The 18,615-nt window shown below is 71.8% G+C and carries 15 protein-coding genes; 4 read left to right on the forward strand and 11 right to left on the reverse strand.

What is annotated here, in order from left to right:
* Positions 1-26 precede the first annotated feature (26 nt).
* The gene (locus tag ACZ6SD_RS03585; protein WP_465315316.1) at positions 27-950 is read left to right on the forward strand and encodes an oxygenase MpaB family protein; all 924 of its coding nucleotides are present in this window, start codon (positions 27-29) and stop codon (positions 948-950) included.
* Between the two features lie 249 nt (positions 951-1,199).
* Here ACZ6SD_RS03585 and ACZ6SD_RS03590 read toward each other — a convergent pair whose 3' ends face one another.
* The gene (locus ACZ6SD_RS03590) at positions 1,200-2,522 is read right to left on the reverse strand and encodes an NAD(P)/FAD-dependent oxidoreductase (RefSeq protein WP_465315317.1); all 1,323 of its coding nucleotides are present in this window, start codon (positions 2,520-2,522) and stop codon (positions 1,200-1,202) included.
* Between the two features lie 7 nt (positions 2,523-2,529).
* Positions 2,530-3,375 carry a glycosyltransferase gene (locus ACZ6SD_RS03595; protein ID WP_465315319.1) on the reverse strand — a complete coding sequence of 282 codons (846 nt, stop codon included), beginning with the start codon at positions 3,373-3,375 and terminating at the stop codon, positions 2,530-2,532.
* A gap of 627 nt (positions 3,376-4,002) precedes the next feature.
* Here ACZ6SD_RS03595 and ACZ6SD_RS03600 point away from each other — a divergent pair.
* On the forward strand, positions 4,003-5,439 hold the full coding sequence (locus tag ACZ6SD_RS03600) for a sugar transferase (protein ID WP_465315320.1): 1,437 nt from the start codon (positions 4,003-4,005) through the stop codon (positions 5,437-5,439).
* On the forward strand, positions 5,436-6,677 hold the full coding sequence (locus ACZ6SD_RS03605) for a putative glycoside hydrolase family 15 protein (protein WP_465315321.1): 1,242 nt from the start codon (positions 5,436-5,438) through the stop codon (positions 6,675-6,677). The genes ACZ6SD_RS03600 and ACZ6SD_RS03605 overlap by 4 nt, the downstream gene beginning before the upstream one ends.
* 9 nt (positions 6,678-6,686) lie before the next feature.
* Here ACZ6SD_RS03605 and ACZ6SD_RS03610 read toward each other — a convergent pair whose 3' ends face one another.
* Genes ACZ6SD_RS03610 through ACZ6SD_RS03650 form a run of 9 tightly spaced genes read right to left on the reverse strand, consistent with a single transcriptional unit; the run spans position 6,687 to position 16,812 of the window.
* On the reverse strand, positions 6,687-7,802 hold the full coding sequence (locus ACZ6SD_RS03610; RefSeq protein ID WP_465315322.1) for a glycosyltransferase family 4 protein: 1,116 nt from the start codon (positions 7,800-7,802) through the stop codon (positions 6,687-6,689).
* Positions 7,803-7,839: 37 nt separating this feature from the next.
* Positions 7,840-8,946 (reverse strand): glycosyltransferase, encoded by a 1,107-nt coding sequence (locus tag ACZ6SD_RS03615; RefSeq protein WP_465315323.1) that lies wholly within the window; start codon positions 8,944-8,946, stop codon positions 7,840-7,842.
* Entirely contained in the window at positions 8,943-10,409 is a 1,467-nt protein-coding gene (locus ACZ6SD_RS03620; RefSeq protein ID WP_465315324.1) for an oligosaccharide flippase family protein, read from the reverse strand. The genes ACZ6SD_RS03615 and ACZ6SD_RS03620 overlap by 4 nt, the downstream gene beginning before the upstream one ends.
* Positions 10,406-11,692: a glycosyltransferase 87 family protein gene (locus ACZ6SD_RS03625; protein ID WP_465315325.1), complete on the reverse strand. Its 1,287-nt coding sequence runs from the start codon at positions 11,690-11,692 to the stop codon at positions 10,406-10,408. The genes ACZ6SD_RS03620 and ACZ6SD_RS03625 overlap by 4 nt, the downstream gene beginning before the upstream one ends.
* A gap of 37 nt (positions 11,693-11,729) precedes the next feature.
* Positions 11,730-12,707: a YveK family protein gene (locus ACZ6SD_RS03630; RefSeq protein ID WP_465315326.1), complete on the reverse strand. Its 978-nt coding sequence runs from the start codon at positions 12,705-12,707 to the stop codon at positions 11,730-11,732.
* Positions 12,704-13,789: a glycosyltransferase gene (locus tag ACZ6SD_RS03635; protein ID WP_465315327.1), complete on the reverse strand. Its 1,086-nt coding sequence runs from the start codon at positions 13,787-13,789 to the stop codon at positions 12,704-12,706. The genes ACZ6SD_RS03630 and ACZ6SD_RS03635 overlap by 4 nt, the downstream gene beginning before the upstream one ends.
* Positions 13,764-14,981: an O-antigen ligase family protein gene (locus tag ACZ6SD_RS03640; protein WP_465315328.1), complete on the reverse strand. Its 1,218-nt coding sequence runs from the start codon at positions 14,979-14,981 to the stop codon at positions 13,764-13,766. The genes ACZ6SD_RS03635 and ACZ6SD_RS03640 overlap by 26 nt, the downstream gene beginning before the upstream one ends.
* 8 nt (positions 14,982-14,989) lie before the next feature.
* Entirely contained in the window at positions 14,990-15,970 is a 981-nt protein-coding gene (locus ACZ6SD_RS03645; protein ID WP_465315329.1) for a polysaccharide deacetylase family protein, read from the reverse strand.
* On the reverse strand, positions 15,967-16,812 hold the full coding sequence (locus ACZ6SD_RS03650) for a hypothetical protein (protein WP_465315330.1): 846 nt from the start codon (positions 16,810-16,812) through the stop codon (positions 15,967-15,969). The genes ACZ6SD_RS03645 and ACZ6SD_RS03650 overlap by 4 nt, the downstream gene beginning before the upstream one ends.
* Positions 16,813-17,933: 1,121 nt before the next feature.
* Here ACZ6SD_RS03650 and ACZ6SD_RS03655 point away from each other — a divergent pair.
* On the forward strand, positions 17,934-18,332 hold the full coding sequence (locus ACZ6SD_RS03655; RefSeq protein WP_465315331.1) for a hypothetical protein: 399 nt from the start codon (positions 17,934-17,936) through the stop codon (positions 18,330-18,332).
* Positions 18,333-18,615: the final 283 nt, after the last annotated feature.

Raw genomic sequence — 18,615 nt, forward strand, 5'->3', positions numbered from 1 at the left:
TTGTCCGCCGTGAACGGAGCCCGCGAATGTCGCGAACCGACGAACCAACACCGCTCGGGCCGGACTCGCTGACCTGGAAGTACTTCGGCGACTGGCGGGGGATGCTGACCGCGCTGTGGGCGGGGTCGATGCAGAACATGCACCCTGGTCTCGGGGCGGGCGTTTCGGAACACTCACGGTTTTTCGAGGAACGCTGGCAGCGGCTGTTCCGTTCGCTCTACCCGATCGGCGGGGTCGTGTACGACGGCCCTCGGGCGGTGGAGACGGCGCGGCAGGTTCGCGGGTACCACGAGACGATCAAAGGGGTGGACTCACACGGTCGGCGATATCACGCGCTTGACCCGGACACCTTCTACTGGGCTCATGCGACGTTCTTCGTCGGGGTTCTTCGGGTGGCGGAGCATTTCATGGGTGGGCTGAGTGAGGCTGATCGGGTTCGGTTGTTCGACGAGCATGTGCAGTGGTATCGGCTTTATGGGATGAGTATGAGGTCGGTGCCGGGGTCTTGGGCCGAGTTTCAGGCTTACTGGGATCGGATGTGCGGTGAGGTGTTGGAGGTCAACCAGGCGACGCGGGCTGTGTTGGATCTCGGGGGGCTGGCGAAGCCGGTGAGGTGGGTGCCTGATGTTGTGTGGCGGGGTGTGCGGGTGTTGGTGGGGCGGGGGTTTTTGTGGCTCACGGTGGGGATGTATGAGCCGGTGATTCGGGAACGGTTGGGGTATTCGTGGTCCGCTTTTGATGCTCGGGTGCATTGGGTGGTTGGGCGGGTGATTGGGGGTGTGTTTCGGGTTGTGCCGTTTGAGCGGCGGTATCATCCTCGGGCTCGGGCTGGGTGGCGGCGGGAGTGGGGGGTTTTGGCTGCTGACGCGGCGTTGGTGGAGACTCCGCGTCGTAATCTGCCGCCGGTGGGGGAGCGGGGGTCTCCTCGGCATTACTCGCCTGAGGTGTGAGTTGGCTTTGCTGTCTGCTCGATGGGGTGGAGTGGTTTCTTCGGGGCCCCTACGAAGGAAGATCGCCGTGTGAAAGACGGGTGGGATGCCTTCGGCCTCACACGCGCGGAGCCAGCTTAGCGATCTTCCTTCTCCCCCGAAGAAACCACTCCACCCCATCGAGCACCTGGCAGCGTTGGGTGCGGCCTGGGCGGAAGGCGGGTGTGCTTCTTGGCCTCGCAGATGAAAAGGTTAGGTTAGTTAAGTTAGTTAGGTTTTTGTTGTGGTGGGGGTGCGGTTCAAGGTTGCCAACAGTGTGGTCGCCACGCGTTCGGCTAGGCCTACGCTGGAGTTCCAGCTTGTTACTTCTGGGTAGACGTGGGCTGTGGTGGCCAGTAGTAGGGGGGTGTTTGGGACTTTGATTGTGGGGCGTCGGGTTAGGTAGCCCAAGGGGTATACCGGTTCCACGAAGGGGGCCTTGAAGATTTTGACCTCCGCTATGTCTTCTTTTGTCAGGGGGAGGTCGGCGTAGAGGCGCAGTAGGTGGGTTGTCCAGCGTTGGGCGATGGTTGACTCGTCTTCTTGGTATAGGGGGGATTCTCGGTCGGTGTAGCGCATGGCGTATGCCAGGTGTTTGCCGCCGTAGGTTTCTGGGCCGGATAGGGCTGACATTTCCACTACGCCGTCGAATTCGGTGTGCGAGTGCAGGACGGGGGCCCAGTAGTGGCCGGAGAGGGGTCTGCGTAGGAAGAACAGGGCGTTCACGACGCCCTGGTAGGGCAGTTGGGTGGTGGGGAGGCGGGCGGACAGGGGGGCGTCGGCCAGGGTGCGTAGTAGGGGGAGGGGCACGGTGGAGACCACGTGGCCGGTTTCGATGGTTTCGCCGTGGGGCAGGGTGATTTCCATGCCGGAGCCGGTGTCGCGCAGGGCGAGTACGGGGGTGTTGAGGCGGATTGTGCCGCCGGTGGTCTCGATGGAGGCTTGGAGGCGGTCGATGACCGTTTTGTAACCCCCGACTGGGTAGCCGCGCGTGGCCACGTTGCTCTCCCGGCCCAGGCGCTGCCACAGGTACAGCGCGGGCACGTCGCCGCAGGATGGGCCGAACTTCGAGCCGAACATGGGGGCCAGCAGGCGTTCCCACACGGTGTCGCCGTAGAGGCCGCGTAGCCAGTCTTCCGTGCGGATGTTGTCGAGGTCTTTGCCTCGGCCCAGTCTGCGCAGCAGTAGCGACGCCACGCCGAGGCGGACGCGGTGTGGCAGCGGCAGGGGGGTGAACCGCAGCAGGTCGCGGGCGGTGTTGAACGGGTACCGCGCGCCCGCCACGATCATGCCCATTCGGGTGTTCCGCCAGGCGACGTCCTGGCCGGTGCCCAGTTCGCCGAGCAGGCGGAGCAGGTGGGTGTCCGAGGGCATCACGCAGTGGTAGAACCGCTCGACCCAGCGGTCTCCCATTGGGAAGAACGTGCCGAGGCCGCCGAGCTGGTCGCTGCTTTCCAGCAGGGTCACCGGCACCCCGGCGCGGCCGAGCCGGTGCGCCACCGCGAGCCCGCAGATTCCGCCGCCGATGACCGTCACCTGATTCGTGGCGTCCACCAGCCGCTCACAGCGTCCAGTACGGGGCGGGCGCGAGCCGGTCGCGCACCAGGAGCTTGACGTACTGGGTGATCGTGCGGCGCAGCCGCAGCTTGCTCGCGCCCTGCTTGCGGTCGTAGCGCAAGCGCAGCGGGACCTCCGTGATCACCGGGTCGCAGTGGCGCAGCTTGAGCAGCAGCTCCACCATGCAGGCGAAGCCCTGCTCCTCGATCAGCCGCTCGCCCCAGTGCTTGCTCGCCCGGGCGAGCAGGCTGACCCGGTACGCGCGGAAGCCGCTGGTGAAGTCGCGCACGCCCTCGACCCGCAGGGCCCGGTGGAACAGCACCGCCGCGCCCCGGGAGAGCAGCCTGCGCAGCGGCGGCGCGGTCCGGTCGTCGCCGCCGTCGACGAACCGCGAGCAGATGGCGACGTCCGCGCCCGCGGCGATCCGCGCGCGCAGCGCGGTGATCAGGCCGGGGTCGTGGGTGTCGTCGGCGTCCATGACCACCACGATGTCGTCGGCGGCCGCAGCCTCAAGCACCGCCCGCAGGCCCGACTGCACCGCCTGCCCCAGGCCGAGGTTCACCGGGTGCCGGATGAGCCGGACGTCGAGGCCGGGGGCGCCCGCGGCGGCGACGCGCGCGGTGTCGTCCGCCGAGCCGTCGTCCACGACCCACACGGTGAGCTTCTCGGCCCGCGCCACCTTGGCCAGCCGCAGCAGCAGCGGCGGCAGCGAGTCCGCCTCGTTGTAGGCGGGCAGGACCACGTGCGCGGTGCCGCCGGTCTCGCCCGGCCGCCGGGCGCGCGGCACCGCGGCCGTCCGCGGGTCCGTCGCCTCCGACAGTTCTGGCAGCACAGTCTTGTCGAGCGGCATAGGCCCTCACATTCCTCCACCTGGCGTGGTGTCCCGATTTCTCGGCCTGCTCGTCAGCAACTCTTCGGCAGGTTGTCCGGGTTTCTTTACGGTGATCCCGCGTGGGTGTGATTTCTCGGCCGAACCCGCGATCACGGAACGCTGAAAGTGGATCACCTGAATAGGTGAAGTCCAGGTAGGACGGTGGGGTGCGGTGCGGATTGAAGGCGTAGTTGTCGGCCGATCTTCCCGGATTACTACCTCATCGGGTGTATCCGAAGGAGTGGTGTCCTTCGGCGGGCTGGGATTCGGCCGCCTCGATATGATCGGGCGTGCCGCGGCGGATGATCGTCAAGGGAGGTCGATGTGGGCGGGTCGATGTGGGCGATTGTCCCGGTGTCATCCCCGTTTTCGGCCGCGGCATAGTCTGATGTCCGGGCGCGTCATCGGCGTTCGTCATGTCGAGAAACCCACGCGTGGCCCGGCACTCGGCGAACGGACGCCGCATCGGGGTTTTTCCGCGGGCCAGCGAACGAAAGGACGTCGCGCAATGTCGTGGCCGTGTCGTGGTAAAGGCGTGACTCCACCAGGACGGCCGAGGCCATGCGCGCATCCGGCGCCGGGCTTGGCGGATCGAGGTGGCCTCCGATGATCGGCATCGACACCGCCCAGACCGCGGCGTCCCCGCCAGCGCAGCCGCGGCGGCGGCCCCGGCTGCGGGAGAAGTCGCCGGACGGGTCCTGGCTGGACGCCCTGCTGGCCCGGGTCAACGCCGTCGCGGTGCTGCTCGTCGCGGTCGACCTGGTCGCGCTGACGGTGGCCGCGCGGACGCTCGCGCTGAGTCTGGAATGGACAGTCGTGGTGGGCGTGCTCCTGGTGGGCGCGCGCGCCAGCGGCAGGCTCTACCGCAGGCGCCTGTGGCTGTCCTGGCTGCACGACCTGCCCCGCTCGGTCAGCGCGACCGCCATCGCCTTCGGCCTGGTCACCTTGGTGATCCTGGTGAGCGGGCACGGTGACGGCACCGGCTCGCCCGCGCAGTGGGCCGTGCTGCTGTTCGCCTTGGTCGACGAGCCAGCGCGGATCTGCGTGTTCACGTTCGGGCGCTGGGCGCGCCGCCGGTTGGGCCGCTGCGACCGCTCGATCGTCGTCGGCGCGGGCAAGGTCGGCATCGATCTCGCTGGCTCCATGCTGGCGCACCCGGAGTTCGGCCTGCGCCCGGTGGGGTTCATCGACCCCGAACCACTGCGCGACCCGGTGTCCCTGCCCGTCGACCTGCTGGAGGACGACCTGGCGGCGGCGATCAAACGCCTGCGGGTGGGCACGGTGGTGCTCGCGTTCTCCCACGCCCGCGACTCCCCGGTGGTCGCCGCCGCGGTCACCGCGCACCGGCACGGCTGCACCACCCTGGTCGTGCCGCGGATGTACGAGCTCTACCAGGACGGCCCCGACATCGACCGGCTGCGCAGCTATCCGCTGGTGCGGCTGCGGACCGCGCCCACCAGCAGACCGAGCTGGTGGATCAAGCGCGGGCTGGACGTGGTGCTCGCCTCCGTCGCCCTGGTCGCGCTCTCGCCGGTGATCGCGCTGTGCGCGCTGGCGGTGCTGCTGGAAAGCGGCCGCCCGATGTTCTTCCAGCAGACCAGGGTCGGCATGGACGACCGGACGTTCGTGCTCTACAAGCTGCGCAGCGTCCGCCCCGGCAAGGAGGACGACTCGCAGACCCGGTGGTCCATGGACGGCGACGCCCGGGTCGGCCCGGTGGGCCGGTTCCTGCGCCGCACCTCTCTCGATGAGCTGCCGCAGCTGTGGAACATCGTGCGCGGCGACATGTCCTTCGTCGGGCCCCGCCCGGAGCGGCCGGGCTTCGTGCGGAAGTTCTCGGCCATCCACGAGCTGTACTGGGCGCGGCACCGGGTGCCCACCGGGCTCACCGGCCTGGCCCAGGTGCACGGCCTGCGCGGCGACACCTCGATCGCCGACCGGTCCCGCTACGACAACTACTACATCGCGAACTGGTCGCTCTGGCTGGACGCGAAGATCCTGTTCCTCACCGTGGGAGAGCTGCTTCGCCGGGTCCGCCCATGAGACTGCCCTCGGGTTTGCGGCGCGGGCTGCGCCTCGCCGTCGCCGCCATCCTGGTGATCCAGACCGCGTGCGCGAGCGGCACCGTCGGCGCGGCGTCGCCGCCCGAGCCGCCCAAGCCGAGCGCCCCGTGCGCGTGGTGGTACGCCATCGGCGACTCGCCGACCGAAACCGAACTCGCGGACGCGGCCCAGCGCTACCGGGTGGTGGTCCTCAACGCGCAGGAAATCCCCGCGATGAAGCGGCTGCACGAGCTCAACCCGCAGATCAAGGTGCTGGTCTACAAGGACTTCTCCAGCACGCGCAACTACCCGGGCGCGGTGGAGGGCGACGCCGACGCGCAGTGGCTGCCCAGCGGGATCGGCTACAACGCCGCGGAGCGGGAGCATCCGGAGTGGTTCGCGGTGGACACCGAGGACAGGCGCATCGAGTGGAACGGCTACCCCAAGCACTGGCAGATGGCTGTGTGGGACGTCGCCTACCAGCAGGCGTGGGCCAACGCCGTGGTCGCCGAGGTGGTGGCGCAGGGCTGGGACGGGGTGCTCGCCGACAACGACTTCAACACCCTCCGGCACTACTCGGCCGCGATCTTGCGGGGAACCGCGTCCTACCCCGAGACCGACCGCCTGCTGCGCGACGGCCTCGACGGCCTGCTGCTCGCCGCGGGCGACGCGCTGGAGAAGGCCGGGAAGATCCTGGTGCCCAACGTGTCCGAGTCGCACCTCAACCCCGGCCGGTGGACCGCGCATTCCCGCTACGGCGGCGCGATGGAGGAGAACTTCGGCTTCCGCGACGACGGCGGCAACGGCGAGCTGCTTACCTTTCGTGGCAACGAATGGAAGGAACTGCGCGCCCAGGCGGCGCTGGGGGAGTCCTGGCTGCTGCTGGTGACCCGGGTGAAGGGCGGGCGCGAGGAACGCGCCGGGTACGCCAGCGCCGCCCTGCTGGCGGGCCCGATGACCTGCTGGACCCCGGCGACCACTGTGGACTATCACCAGCCGGAATGGTCGCCGTTGCAGCAGTCCGGCCTGGGTTCGGCGATCGATGTCGCCATTCGGGAGCCCTCCGGCGTCTGGACGCGGGCGTTCGACAACGGGTGGGTCGCGGTCAATCCGACCGGGGTCACCGCCACTCTCACACCGCCTGAGGGCCTGGTCACCCTGGACGGGGAGCCGGTGTCCACTGTGGAACTGCCGGGCGCGGACGGCGTCGTTCTGGTCAGGCCGCAGCCCGCGCCGTGACCGGGGGCGTCAGCCGAGAAGGTCGTGGTACAGCGCCAAGTGGCGTCGGGCGCAGACCTCGGGGCTGAACCGGGTCCGGGCGTGCGCGGCGAGCAGCCGACCGGTGGTGCCCGGGTCCGGGTCGGCGAAGAGGGCGCGCAGGTGGGCCGCGAGGTCGGCGACGTCCCCGGGCGCGGCGAGGTAGCGGGCGGCGCCGTCGACGGCGAGCATGTCGGCGACGCCGCCGGTGTCGGTGGCCAGCACCGGTTTGCCCGCCGCCATCGCCTCGGCCACGGCCAGCGGCTGCTGCTCCAGAGTGGACGGGAGGACGAACGCGTCGGCCTGCCGCAGCAGGTCGGCGACGTCGGTGCGGAAGCCGAGGAACCGGACGCGCCCGGCCAACGGCGGCCGGGCCGCGAGTTCTTCGGCCAGCGCGCGCTGCGGGCCGTCGCCGACGACGGTCAGCGTCGCGTCGGGTGGCAGGACAGCCGGGGTCGCCAGCGCCCGCAGCAGGTGCAGGATTCCCTTGCGCTCCACTAGCAGGCCCACGAACATCAGGTGCCGCACGGGCCCGGCGGGCGGGTGGCAGGCGGGCAGGTCGACGCAGTTGTCGATGTGCGCCAACCGTTTCCCGGGAACGCGCAGCCGCTCGCGCAGGAACCGGCCCATCGCGGACGCGGGCACGACCGTGCGGCTGACCGCGCGCGCGACCGCGGCGTCCGCGGCCAGCACCACCTTGGTGTACCGCGACGGGCCCACCCCCGGGCCGCCCCGGAACCACGCCTCGCCGACGTCGTCGGGCACGCCGTGATAGGTGTGCACCACCGCCCGCGGGCCCCCGCGCAGCAGGTGCAGGCCCGCGCTGACCAGCCCGGCCCGCCGGTCCTGGGCGTGCACGATGTCCGGCCGCCACGCGCGCAGCGCCGCCCTGGCCCGCCGACTCGCGCCGAGATCTCCCTTGTGTGGCACGGAAAGGGGCTCATGGCAGCCGTCCAGCGTCGCCGCGTCCCGGGCGGGCGTCGGCCCGAACACCCGCACCTCGGCGTCCCCGCCCGCGAGCAGCGCCCCGGCCAGCCGCACCGTCACGTCCACCGGCCCGCCGCGGTCCTGGGTGAGCAGGTACGCGACCCGTGGCTTGGGTGTCATGCTGGCTCCCTTGGCTGCTGGGCTTCGGTCAGATGGGTTAGGCCCGCTGGTCGCCGACGAGTTTGTCGACCAGCAGGGCGAACTGGTCGCCGACGCGGCTCAGGTCGAACAGGTCCACCGCGCGGCGGCGGCCGCGGTCGCCCTCGGCGGCGGCGAGGTCCGGGTCGGCGAGCCGGGCCGCCACCTCGGCCGCCAGGGCGCGGGTGTCGCCGGGGGGCACGACCGCGCCCGCGTCGCCGATGCTCTGGCGCACGCCGCCCACGTCGAAGGCGACGACCGGGCGGCCACAGGCCATGGCCTCCAACGGGACCAGGGCCATGCCCTCCGCGCGGGAGGGCAGCACCACCACGTCCGCTGCGGCGTAGAACTCCGCTGCCGCGTCGCCGTGCCCCCACCAGAGCACCGAGTCCTCGCGCGCCACCGGGTGCTCGGCGCGCCAGACCGGGCCCATCGGGCCGTCGCCGACGAGCAGGACCCGGGCGTGCGGCGCCTCGGCCAGGACCGACGGCCACGCGGTCAGCAGTTGGTCCTGCCCCTTGAACCGGGCCAGCCTGCCCACGCAGACCGCCAGCGGCACGTCCGCGGGCAGCCCCAGCCGTTCGCGTGCCGCCGCTCGGTCGGCAGGCCGCAGCCGGTCGGTGTCGACGCCGTTGCACACCACTTCGGCGGGCGCGGTGATCCCGACGGCCCGGCCGGTGGCCAGTTCGTCGTCGCTGACGCACACCACCTGGTGCGCCCAGCGGGAAGCGGCCCTCTCCCAGCCCAGGCAGAGTCGCCGCAGCGGCCCCTGGAGCGACTGGAACGACCACATGTGCGGCTGGAAGATCGTCGGCGTCCGCCCGCGCAGCGCGAGCCTGCCCGCGAGCCCGGCCTTGGAGCTGTGCAGGTGCACCACGTCGGGCCCGAGCCGCCGGAGCAGCGCCCGCAGACTCGCCGTCTCGGCCACCGACCGGACCCCCGGTTGCCTGCCCGCCCGCCATGGGTGCGTGCGCAGCCCGCGCTCGCGCGCCTGGTCGACCAGCCATCCCGAGGGCGGGCAGACGATGTCCACCCGCCACCCCCGCGCCTGTTGGTCGGCGGCCAGCGCCAGCACCACCGCCGCGACGCCCGCGTCGACCGGTTGGGACACGTGCACGATCTTCACCGCTGTTCTCCGAACGTCTCCGCGCGCACCCGGGCGGGCCGCAGTTCGCCAATGGCCCCCCGCTGGGTCAGCAGGGCGCCGAGGACATAGGCCAAGAGCAGCGCCGCGGCCGCGGCCGCCGAACCGGCCAGCGACCGGGGGGAGCCGAAGACCCCGGCGCGGTCGAGAGCGATCACCGGCAGCGCGGCGAGCGCGGCGGCGCCGAGCACGCCGAACGCGATGCCCGCCAGTTCGCGCGGGGCCGGGGCCAGCCCGAGCCGGACCAGGGTCAGCCAGGTGAGCGCGAGCAGCAGGGCCGCCACCGCGGCCTGGCCAGCGGCGACGGCGAGCACGCCGTGGCGGGTCAGCAGGACCAGCGCCACGACCAGCAGGCCGAGGTGGGTGAGCAGCAGGGCGAGGTAGAGCCGGGGATGCCCGGCCGCCCGGATCGCCTCGTGCCACAGGTGCGCGACGCTGATCGCGAGCCCGTAGCCGCACAGCAGGACCAGCACTCCCGCGGACGGCGCCCACCGCTCGCCCAGCAGCACCACCCGGTCGCTGAGCACCGCGGCCACCAGGTACAGGCCGCCGGTCACCACCGCGACGGCTCGGGTGAAGCGGCTCACCGCCGCGGGCAGGTCCGCGCGGCGCCCGGTCCTGATCAGTCGCGTGTAGACCGGGAACGCGACGGCGCCGAGCACGATCGCGCCGGTGATGTAGGGCATCCACGCGATCCGGTACGCCAGCGAGTAGACGCCCACCGCGTCCGGCCCGAGCACGTGCCCGATCACCGGATAGTCCAGGTTGATCAGCAGGGTCGCCACGATCGCGGCGGGCCCGACGACCGCGATCCAGCGCAGCGCCTCGCCCGCGGCGCCGGTGTCCCAGCGGGGCCGCACCCGGGCACCGGCGAGCAGCCCCAGCAGCGGCTGCGCCACCGCGGCGCACAGCAGGCCCACCACCAGCGACACCGCGCCGCCGCCACCGGCGGCCAGCGCGATCGTCACGGCCGCGCCGAGCACGGCGCTGCCCGCGTCCGGCAACAGCCTGCGCCGGAAGTCCAACTCGCGGTGCATCAGGCCCATCTGCACCCCGCCCGCCGCCGTGAACGGCAGGGTGAGCGCGGCGAGCCGGATAAGCGGCGCTGCGTCCGTCGCGCCGAGCACCGCCGCGACGGTCGGCGCGGCGAGCGCGAGCGCCCCGGCCAGCGCGACACCGGCGCCCACGCTCAGCGTGAGCACGGTGCCCGCCATCCGCAGCGGGTCGCGGGTGGTCCGGCTGATCACGTCGTAGACGCCCGCGGCCTGCACGACCTGCGCGATGTTCACCAGCGCCACCACCAGCGTCACCGCGCCCAGGTCGGCCTCAGCGAGGTGGGCGGCCAGGGTCAGCGTGACCGCGACCTGGCTGCCCTTGCTCACCAGGTTGATCGCGGCCAGCCACAGCGACCCGCGCATCGCCGCGGCCGCCAGCCGCCCGGTCATCGGCCTGCCTTGGCCGCGGACCGCCGCGACAGCCGCACAGCCAACCCCGCCAGCAGCGCCCAGCACGCCACCACGGCCACCCCGTCGATGGTGACCGACACCCGTTCCCCGAACACCGAGACGATCGCCGCGTCCACGACGTGCAGGTGCGCGTACGGCACGGCGAGCGTCAGCACCGCCCACCCGAGCGGCTGCCACCGCCGCTCGCGCCTGCGCTGCCACCACACGGCGGCGGCCAATGCCATGGCCGGGAACGAGATCAGCACGTCGCCCGGCTGGTGCACCACGGCCACGACCACCGCGAGGCAGGTGAGCAGGTCGCTCACCGCCAGGTGGTCCGGGTCGCCCCCGCGGTCGAGCGCCCGCACCAGCATGGCGCTCACCGCCAGCACCGCGACCAGGGCGGCCCCCTCGGCGGCGGGCGGCAGCCAGCCGGTGACCCGGAACAGCACCGCGGCCAGGTCAACCCGTTGCGCGGTAAGCGAATCCACCGCGCCGTAGTCGGTTTCCTGGGCGTGCGCGAGGTTCGCGGCGATCACGTCGAGGAACGGCCCGACTCCGCCGCCGCGCGCGATCAGCAGGACCACCACCGGCAGCGTGGCCGCCGCCGCGACGGCCGTGCCCGCCAGGACGACCCGCCGGGAGCCCCGGGCGAACAGCAGCACCGCCAGCGGCAGCCCGAACTGCGGTTTCAGCCAGGCCAGCGCCAGCGCCACGGCGGCCCACCGGGGATTGCTCTTGCGCAACAGCAGCGCGCCCGCCGCCCCGACCGCCACCAGCGGGTTGACCTGGCCGACGTAGAGCTGGGCCTTGCCCACCTGGCTGACGACCAGCAGCGTCGCCAACCCGGCCGTCGCGGCGGCTAGCGGCAGCGGGACCCGCGGTCGCAACCGGGTCGCGGCCATGGACGCGAGCACCACGAGCAGCAACAGCGACACCACGGAGAAGGCCACTGCGCCCACCCGGTACCCCGGCAGCGCGAACGGCAGGTGCAGGGCCAGGTGGTACGGCTGGTAGAGGTTGAAGCTCTGCCGCACCGGCCAGTGCGCGAACATCGCCGCCGGGTCGTACGGGTTGCCGCCCGCCAGGAACTCGCGCACCGGGAAGTACAGCGCGTCGCGGAAGTCCTGCAGGCGCTCCTCGGGCCGGTTGTCCAGGGTCGGCGTCGGCACGGTGAGCGCGGGGCCCAGCGCCCGCCAAGCGTTCGCCAATCCCACCAGCGCGATGAACGCGGTGATCACCAGCGGCGCGCCCAGCCGAGGGGCACGGAGTCGGAAAGTCATGGCCGCACCGCCTTGTTGTCGTTGTCCCCAGGGAAAGTCACGTCAGCACCACCGCGACCACGACCGTGTTCACCGGCAGGACGCCCACGGTCGCGGCCAGCTCGTCCTGCGGTCCGCGCCCGCGCCGAGCCACGGCGATGACCGCTGGCTCGGCCTCGGCTGATCCGCCCGTGCTCGTCGCCAGTTCCCGGTTCAGCGACTCCGCCCGGTCGGCGAGTTCCGGGACCACGGCAAGCGCTTTCGCCGGGCGGGCCGCCGCCGCGCACAGCATCTGGAGCCGGTCGACCAGCCGGGGGTCGTCGCCGCGCAGGACCGCGGTGGGCCGCAGACCGGCCGAGTCGAGCGCCGCGCGCACCGCGTCGACTTCCGCCGACCGCCCGGACCTCGGCAGGTTGCGCAGGACAGCCGTCGCCACGCCCGCCGCCGCCGCCGCGGCCAGCGCGAGCCCGATCACCAGCGGCCAGTCCGGGGCCACCCGGGTCAGGTCGGCCCGGTCGTCGAGCAGGCGCAGGGTGCTCACCGGCTGCAACAGGTCCGCGTCGATGATCGCCCCGGCGAGGGCGAACACCAGCGCGCCCGCGGCGTCGGCGGACGGCGCCCGGACCGAGAGCCGGGCCAGGCCGGACGCGGGCACCAACTCGACGGAGATGTTCGCGCCCAGTTCCGCCGGGGTCGGCCCGTTCGGCACCCGCGAGGTGGCCTCGGCCAGCACCGACGGGCTCCGGGCGAGTTCGACCAGCGCGGGCAGCACCAGCGAGACGACCTCGCCGTACTGCGCCGCCGACCCGGACTGCGCGGACACCGGGCTCGCGATCAAACCGACCCGCCCCTCGTAGAGCGGGTTGCGCATCCCGACCACGAAGAGCACGAGCGCACCGGCGACGAGTCCGACCAGCACGCTTAGCGCGACGGTCTGCCGGAACCCGTCGCGCGACCGCCCGCTTGGCCGCGCCACCGCGGCCTTGGCGGGCGTCGGCGTTGTGGCGCTTGCCGCCGTTGTCGCTGTCGCGGTCATCGCGAGCCACCGGACGCGGCGGCGCGCAGCAGTTCGTCGTAGGACTTCATCAAGGTGTGCGGGTCGTGCTCGGCGCGGACGACGGCCAGGCCAGCGGCGGCCGCGGCGCGGCGGGCGTCGGCGTCGAACAGCAGCGCGCGCACGGCGGCGGCCACCGCGGCCGGGTCGCGCCGCGGCACCAGCGTCCCGCCGCCCCGCCCGAGGATTTCGCGCACACCGTCGACGTCGGTGGCGACCACCGGGCGCTCGGCGGCCAGCGACTCCAGGACGGCGACGGGCATGCCTTCCCAGTCGCTGGTCAGCACGCTGATGTCGGCCGCGGCCAGCAACGCGGGCACGTCCTCGCGGTCGCCGAGGAACCGCACCCGCTCGCCGAGGCCCAGAACCGCGCACCGCTGCTCCAACGGCTCGCGCAGGCTGCCCGTGCCCGCGAGCAGCAGCACCGCGTCGCCGCCGAGCCGCGCCCACGCGTCCAGCAGGACGTCGTGCCGCTTCTGCGGTTCCAGCCGGGCCAGGCACAGCGCCACCGGGACCTCGGGCGCGAGGCCCAGCGCGGCCCGGGTCGGCGCCCGGTCGCTTTCCGCTGGCACGGGAGTCACCCCGTTGCGGATCACCGTGATGTCCGGTTTGGACAGTCCGGCGGCCCGGAGCCGACCCGCGGTCACCGCGGCCACCGCGACTACCCGGTCGGCGGCGTGCGTCAGGACGCGGGCCGCGCCGCGGTAGTCGCTCTCGGCCACGCCGTGGAACACGGTCACCAGCGGCCGCCGCCCGGCGACGGCCATCGCCAGCCGGGACACCGCCGTCGCCGAGACGTTGTGGGCGACCACGACGTCCGGCTGAAACCGCCGCAGCGCCCCCCGGGTGGCCGCCGTCGCCCGCAGCATGCCCAGCGCGGTGCGCGCGGCGACCGGGACGTCGAAGGTCGGCACGCCCGCGGCGCGGACCTGCTCGGCCCGGCGCCCGCCGCCGCTGGCGACCGCGGACTCCCAGCCGAAGTCGACGCCGCGCCGGACCATCTCCACCACCAGCGCCTCGGCGCCGCCGGTGCCCATTTCACTGATCACCTGCAAGACGCGCATGGCCGCCTCCTCTCCGTCCTTCCCGGACACGCGAATCGGCCGCGCAGACCAGCGCGACCAGGAACCACAGCGGCAGGTAGTACTGCTGCGACAGGAAAGCCGACGCGACGAGCACGGCGAGCAGGCTCGCCTGCGCCGCGGCCATCACCTGTCGCTCGCCCGCCCGCAGCACGCGCTCGCTCGCCACGACGGCGACGGCGACCAGCCCCAGAAACGACACCAGCCCGGGGAGCCCGAGTTCGGCGGCGACCTCCAGGTACATGCTGTGCGCGACCGGGGCCTGTTCGTCGAGTTCGGCGTTGTGCGACGCGGCGGCGTACGTGCTGCGGAAACCGCCCGCGCCGACGCCCAGGGCCGGGTTCTCGGCCAGCATCCGCGCCGCAGCGGCCCAGCGCAGCTCCCGAGTGTCCACATTGGTCGCCGCGATGTGCGTTTTCTCCCGCAGTGCCTGGGCGATCTCGTCTCGTGCCAGCAGTGCTCCGAGCAGGCCGACCGCGACGATGGCGAGCCCGGCCACCGCCACCGCCCGCGCCCGCAGCGTCCGGCGCAGCAGCAGCCAGCCGACCGCGGCCAGCGCGGCGAGGGCGCCGCCGCGGGAGAACGTCGCCGCGGCCCCGAGGACCAGGACCGCGGCGACCAGGGCCACCAGGGTCCGGCGCGCGCCGGACCGGGCGCCGGTCGGGAGCGCGGCGAGCGTCAGGGGCAGGGCGGCGACCAGCACGTAGGCGAGGTCGTTCGGGTCGTGCAGCGGCCCGGTCGCCCGCGGCTCGCCGAGCGCGGCCATGCTGTAGAGCGCGCCCGCCCCGGCGACCGCGGCCCCGCCGACCGCCGCGGCGAGCAGCGTCCTGATCGGCGCCTCGCGGGCGGCCACGTCCATCAGGATCACCGTGATGGCCAGGAAAGGCAGCCACCGCAGCAGGTACTGCGTGCTGAACGGCTCGGCGGCGTGCACCGCCGATGTGGTGAGCAGGACGACGGCGAGCACGGCGAGCACGACGTGCGCCGGGTGCGGCGCGGGCAGCCGACGCTGCCGCACGCGCACCGCCACCCAGGTCGTCGCCAGCACCGCCGCGGGCGCCTTGGCCAGGTGCGGGTGCAGCGCCATCAGATAGCCCTCGACCGGGGCCGTCGCCACGACCGCGCAGGCGGAAAACCGCAGCAGCCCGGCGGCGGGCGCGTCGAACTGTCCCATGTGGACGGTCATCTGCCCGGCCCGCAGCGGTCGAGGCCGCGGGCGCGGTCCAGCCCGGCCGCCCGCAGCCGCCGCACGTGCTCGCCGGTGCCGACCACCTCGTAGTGGCGGCGCAGCGCGGCGAGCACCCAGCCCAGGAGTTCGGCCTTGCGCGCGCCGGGCACGGTCATGCCGGGGAAGAACTCCATGCCCGGGGCCTCGGAGCCGTCGAGGACGTCGGTCGGGTGCAGCAGCAGCGACGGCGCGACGCCGCGCGCCCGGCACAGCCGCAGCGCGGTGGTGAAGTACGCCTTCGCCAGCTTCGGCGACAGCCCGTGCAGCCACAGCAGGTAGGACCCGTGGATCGGCACCCGGGCCAGGGGCATCGTGGTGACCGGCAGCTCCACCAGGTCGCTGTCGCCCCACCGGTAAGGGTGGATCGGCGCGGCGACCCGGGAGAACCCGCCGAACAGGTCTTCGCGGCCGCGGCTTCCTTCCGCGGCGGTCGTTCCCCGGTTGTGGTACGCGCGGGCGAGCGGGCCGATCCAGGTGGGCAGCGTGCTCGCGTCGTAGGCGTAGCCCCGCTCGATGAGCAGCTTCAACAGCATCCGGGACACGCTGTAGCCCGGACCGCGGAACCCGACCGGCCGGGGCGCGCCCGCCGCGACGATCGCGTTCTCGGTGCGGACCAGCTCGTTCTCCAGTTGCCGCCGCGAGTACCGGTGCAGCCAGGGCTCGTGCCCGTAGGAGTGGTTGGCCACCTCGTGGCCCGCCGAGGTGATCTCGGCGACGGCCTTCGCGCCGTCCTCCCGCTCGGCGTCGGCGCCCACCACGAAGACGGTGGTGGCGACGCCGTTCTCGCCGAGCAGCTCCAGCAGGCGCGGCACGGCGGTCGGCAGAAAGCTCGGCCGCCGCTCCCACTCGGGGTCGCCGTGGGTTTTCAGGTAGGCCCAGAGGTTGTCCAGGTCGAGCGAGACACTGGCCGGGGGCAACGGGTTCGCGGGATTCACACCGCCTCCTGGGGCTCGGTCACGGTCAGCGGCGACGCCCAGCGCAGCACCGAGCCGAAGATCAGCACCCCCAGGACGACCAGCGCGAGCCCGAGCATCACCCACCACTGGCGGCCCGCGGCGACCTGGTCGCCCAGCATGGCCAGGCCGGTGACCGAGGCGAGCACGACGCTGGTGGCGTCCATCGAGGCCACCGACGACGTGGCCGGGCCGCGCTGCAAGGCGAAGATCAGCGACGCCTGACCGGCCACCGCGGCCAGGACCAGCAGCCAGGCCAGCGGGTTGAGCGGCAGGTCGGCGAGCGACCCGTCGGCGAGCGACCGGCTGGTGATCGCCACCACGGAGAACTGCACGCCCGCGAGGACGGCCAACGGGACCGAGGAACGCGCGCGGGACGCGGGGGCGATCAGCAGGGCGCCGGTCACCAGCACCGCGAGCAGCGCCAGGCCGAGGCTGCCCGAGACGTCGTGGGCGACCGACGGGGTCGACGCGCCGACCAGGAGGATGAGCCCGAGGGCCATCATCACCAGCACGGCAACCTCCGCTGGCCGCACCCGCCAGCCCAGCACCAGCGCGCCGAACACCGCGGCGACGCCGACCGCGGCGGACGACCCGGCCTGCACCAGGTACAGCGGTAGCGAGGCTCTGGCGAAGAAGGCGAGCACGAACCCGGCCACCTGGCCCGCGAAACCCAGCAGGTAGAGCCGGTCCGAGGCGAGCCGCACCAGCAGGCCCAGGTCCGCCCCGGATCGCGTGGTCGAACGCCGCGCCGCCACGCTCTGCGCCACGACGCCCAAGCCGTACATCAGCGTGGACGCGACGAGTTCGATGTAACCGAGCACCGCTAAACCCTCCCGAAGCTTCGGCTTGCCCATCGGCGGTGACTCCGCGATCCCCGACGGCGGCAAAAGTGTACGAACGCAGGGCAAAGAACTCGGAAGAAGTATGTGGGAATGCCGTTTGACTGCGTTCCGCTGGCGACCATCCGGTCGAAAGATCAACTGATCGGGCCCGAAACCCCCTGATCGTGTGACGAAATGGCGTGAGTTGATTACGCGATTCTCGGAAACGGCGGCGGGCGCCGCCGGGAACCGGGGTCGCGCGCGTCGCGGGGGCGGGCGTGGCCGCGCGAATAGCGGCGATTCGGCGGCCCCGGACCACTCGGTGGTCTCCATGGGTCGCTCGGAGGTCCGCGTCTCTCGCTCGGGCGGGAAGTCGAGACCGGGGTGAAGTGATCATTTTTCGATCATGTGGCCACTCTGCGCTGATGTTCTTCTGCGCGGAGACCACCCGGTAGATGATCAATCGCTCACTCGTTGGTGTGGCGTGACGACCGTGAGCAAATAGGTGGGCGGAAAAGTCTTGAGTGGACGCCGTGGATAGTCCGAATTGGATCTCCGCTGGCCAAGAACGTCGATGTTGGCCGTGGCCGCTCGTGATCTCCTTTCGATCAGCCCGGGTCGGTCAGTCCCGTGATCGATGAGCCCGCATGGTCGGGACAGCGTCGAGATCCGGGTGTCGGTCGACGGTCTTCCCAGGTCAGGCTGTGCTTGCGGGGTGGGAAGGTCTCGCCGGGCGCTGGTCGGAGGCCGAGTGGTTCTTCGGCGGGCAAGCGCTGTTTCGTGACTATTCGACACCGTTTGTTTCGCGGATATTTTTGTCGCGCGTGATTCGGAAAGTCAACGATCTAGGTCGCTGAGAAAACGACTCTCCGTGGCCGATTTCCCGCTTTGGTGAGTTCTGGTGTCTGGGTTGAGTGGCTCCGCTGCAACTCGATCAGGTGACCCTGCTTCGCACTGGTTGTGACAAATACACGATGGTGTGACGAGGTGGATTCGGTGAAGAGAGACCCGGTAGGTTTCGTCCAGTCGCGGTTCGCCCTGGGATTCAGGGGTGTCTTCCGAAATGGTGAGCCGTGGCTGCCCTGATGATGTGACAAGCACCGCTTGGTAAGGAGATCTTCGTGTTCATCAAGAAGCTTGGCATGGTGGTCACTGGCACCGCCGCCGGAATGATGATGCTCGGCGGCGTGGCGTCGGCCACCGGCACGGGCGACGACTACCGGCCCGACCACAAGCCGCTGTCGGTCGAGAACGAGAGCGAGAGCGACGACGACGAGTACGCCCAGGTCGGTCTGCTGAACCTGAACAACACCGACATCCTGCACAACGTCAACGTTCCGATCGGCGTCTGCGACAACAACATCAACATCCTGGCCATCCAGGTCCAGCTGGACGACGTCGCGAACGGCCTGGACATCCCGATCCTCTCCCCGATCGGCGAGGCCGAGGAGGAGACCAGCGTCAACGACATCTGCACCACCAGCAGCTTCATCGACGGTGGCGCGGAGCAGCACAACTGAGTCGCACTCTGAGGGACGTGAAAGCGGAAGCTGGACATCACCGCATGTCATAGGGCCGATGCGATGAACGGGAGAACTGCGCTCCCGGACTTCAGGCGGACCGCACCGATCTGCGGTCAGCGCGTTCTTCTGGGTAGACCATTGTGATGGATGGCGTGGGGGGGGGGGGGGGGCCCCACCCCCCCCCCCCCCTTTTTTTTTTTCGCTGTTTCTCTCTTCTTTTTTTCCCTTCCCCTCTTTTTTTTTTCTCCTTTCCCTGGGAGAGGCACAGGGTTCCTTCCGA

The sequence above is a fragment of the Actinokineospora sp. NPDC051303 genome (genome assembly GCF_055586285.1).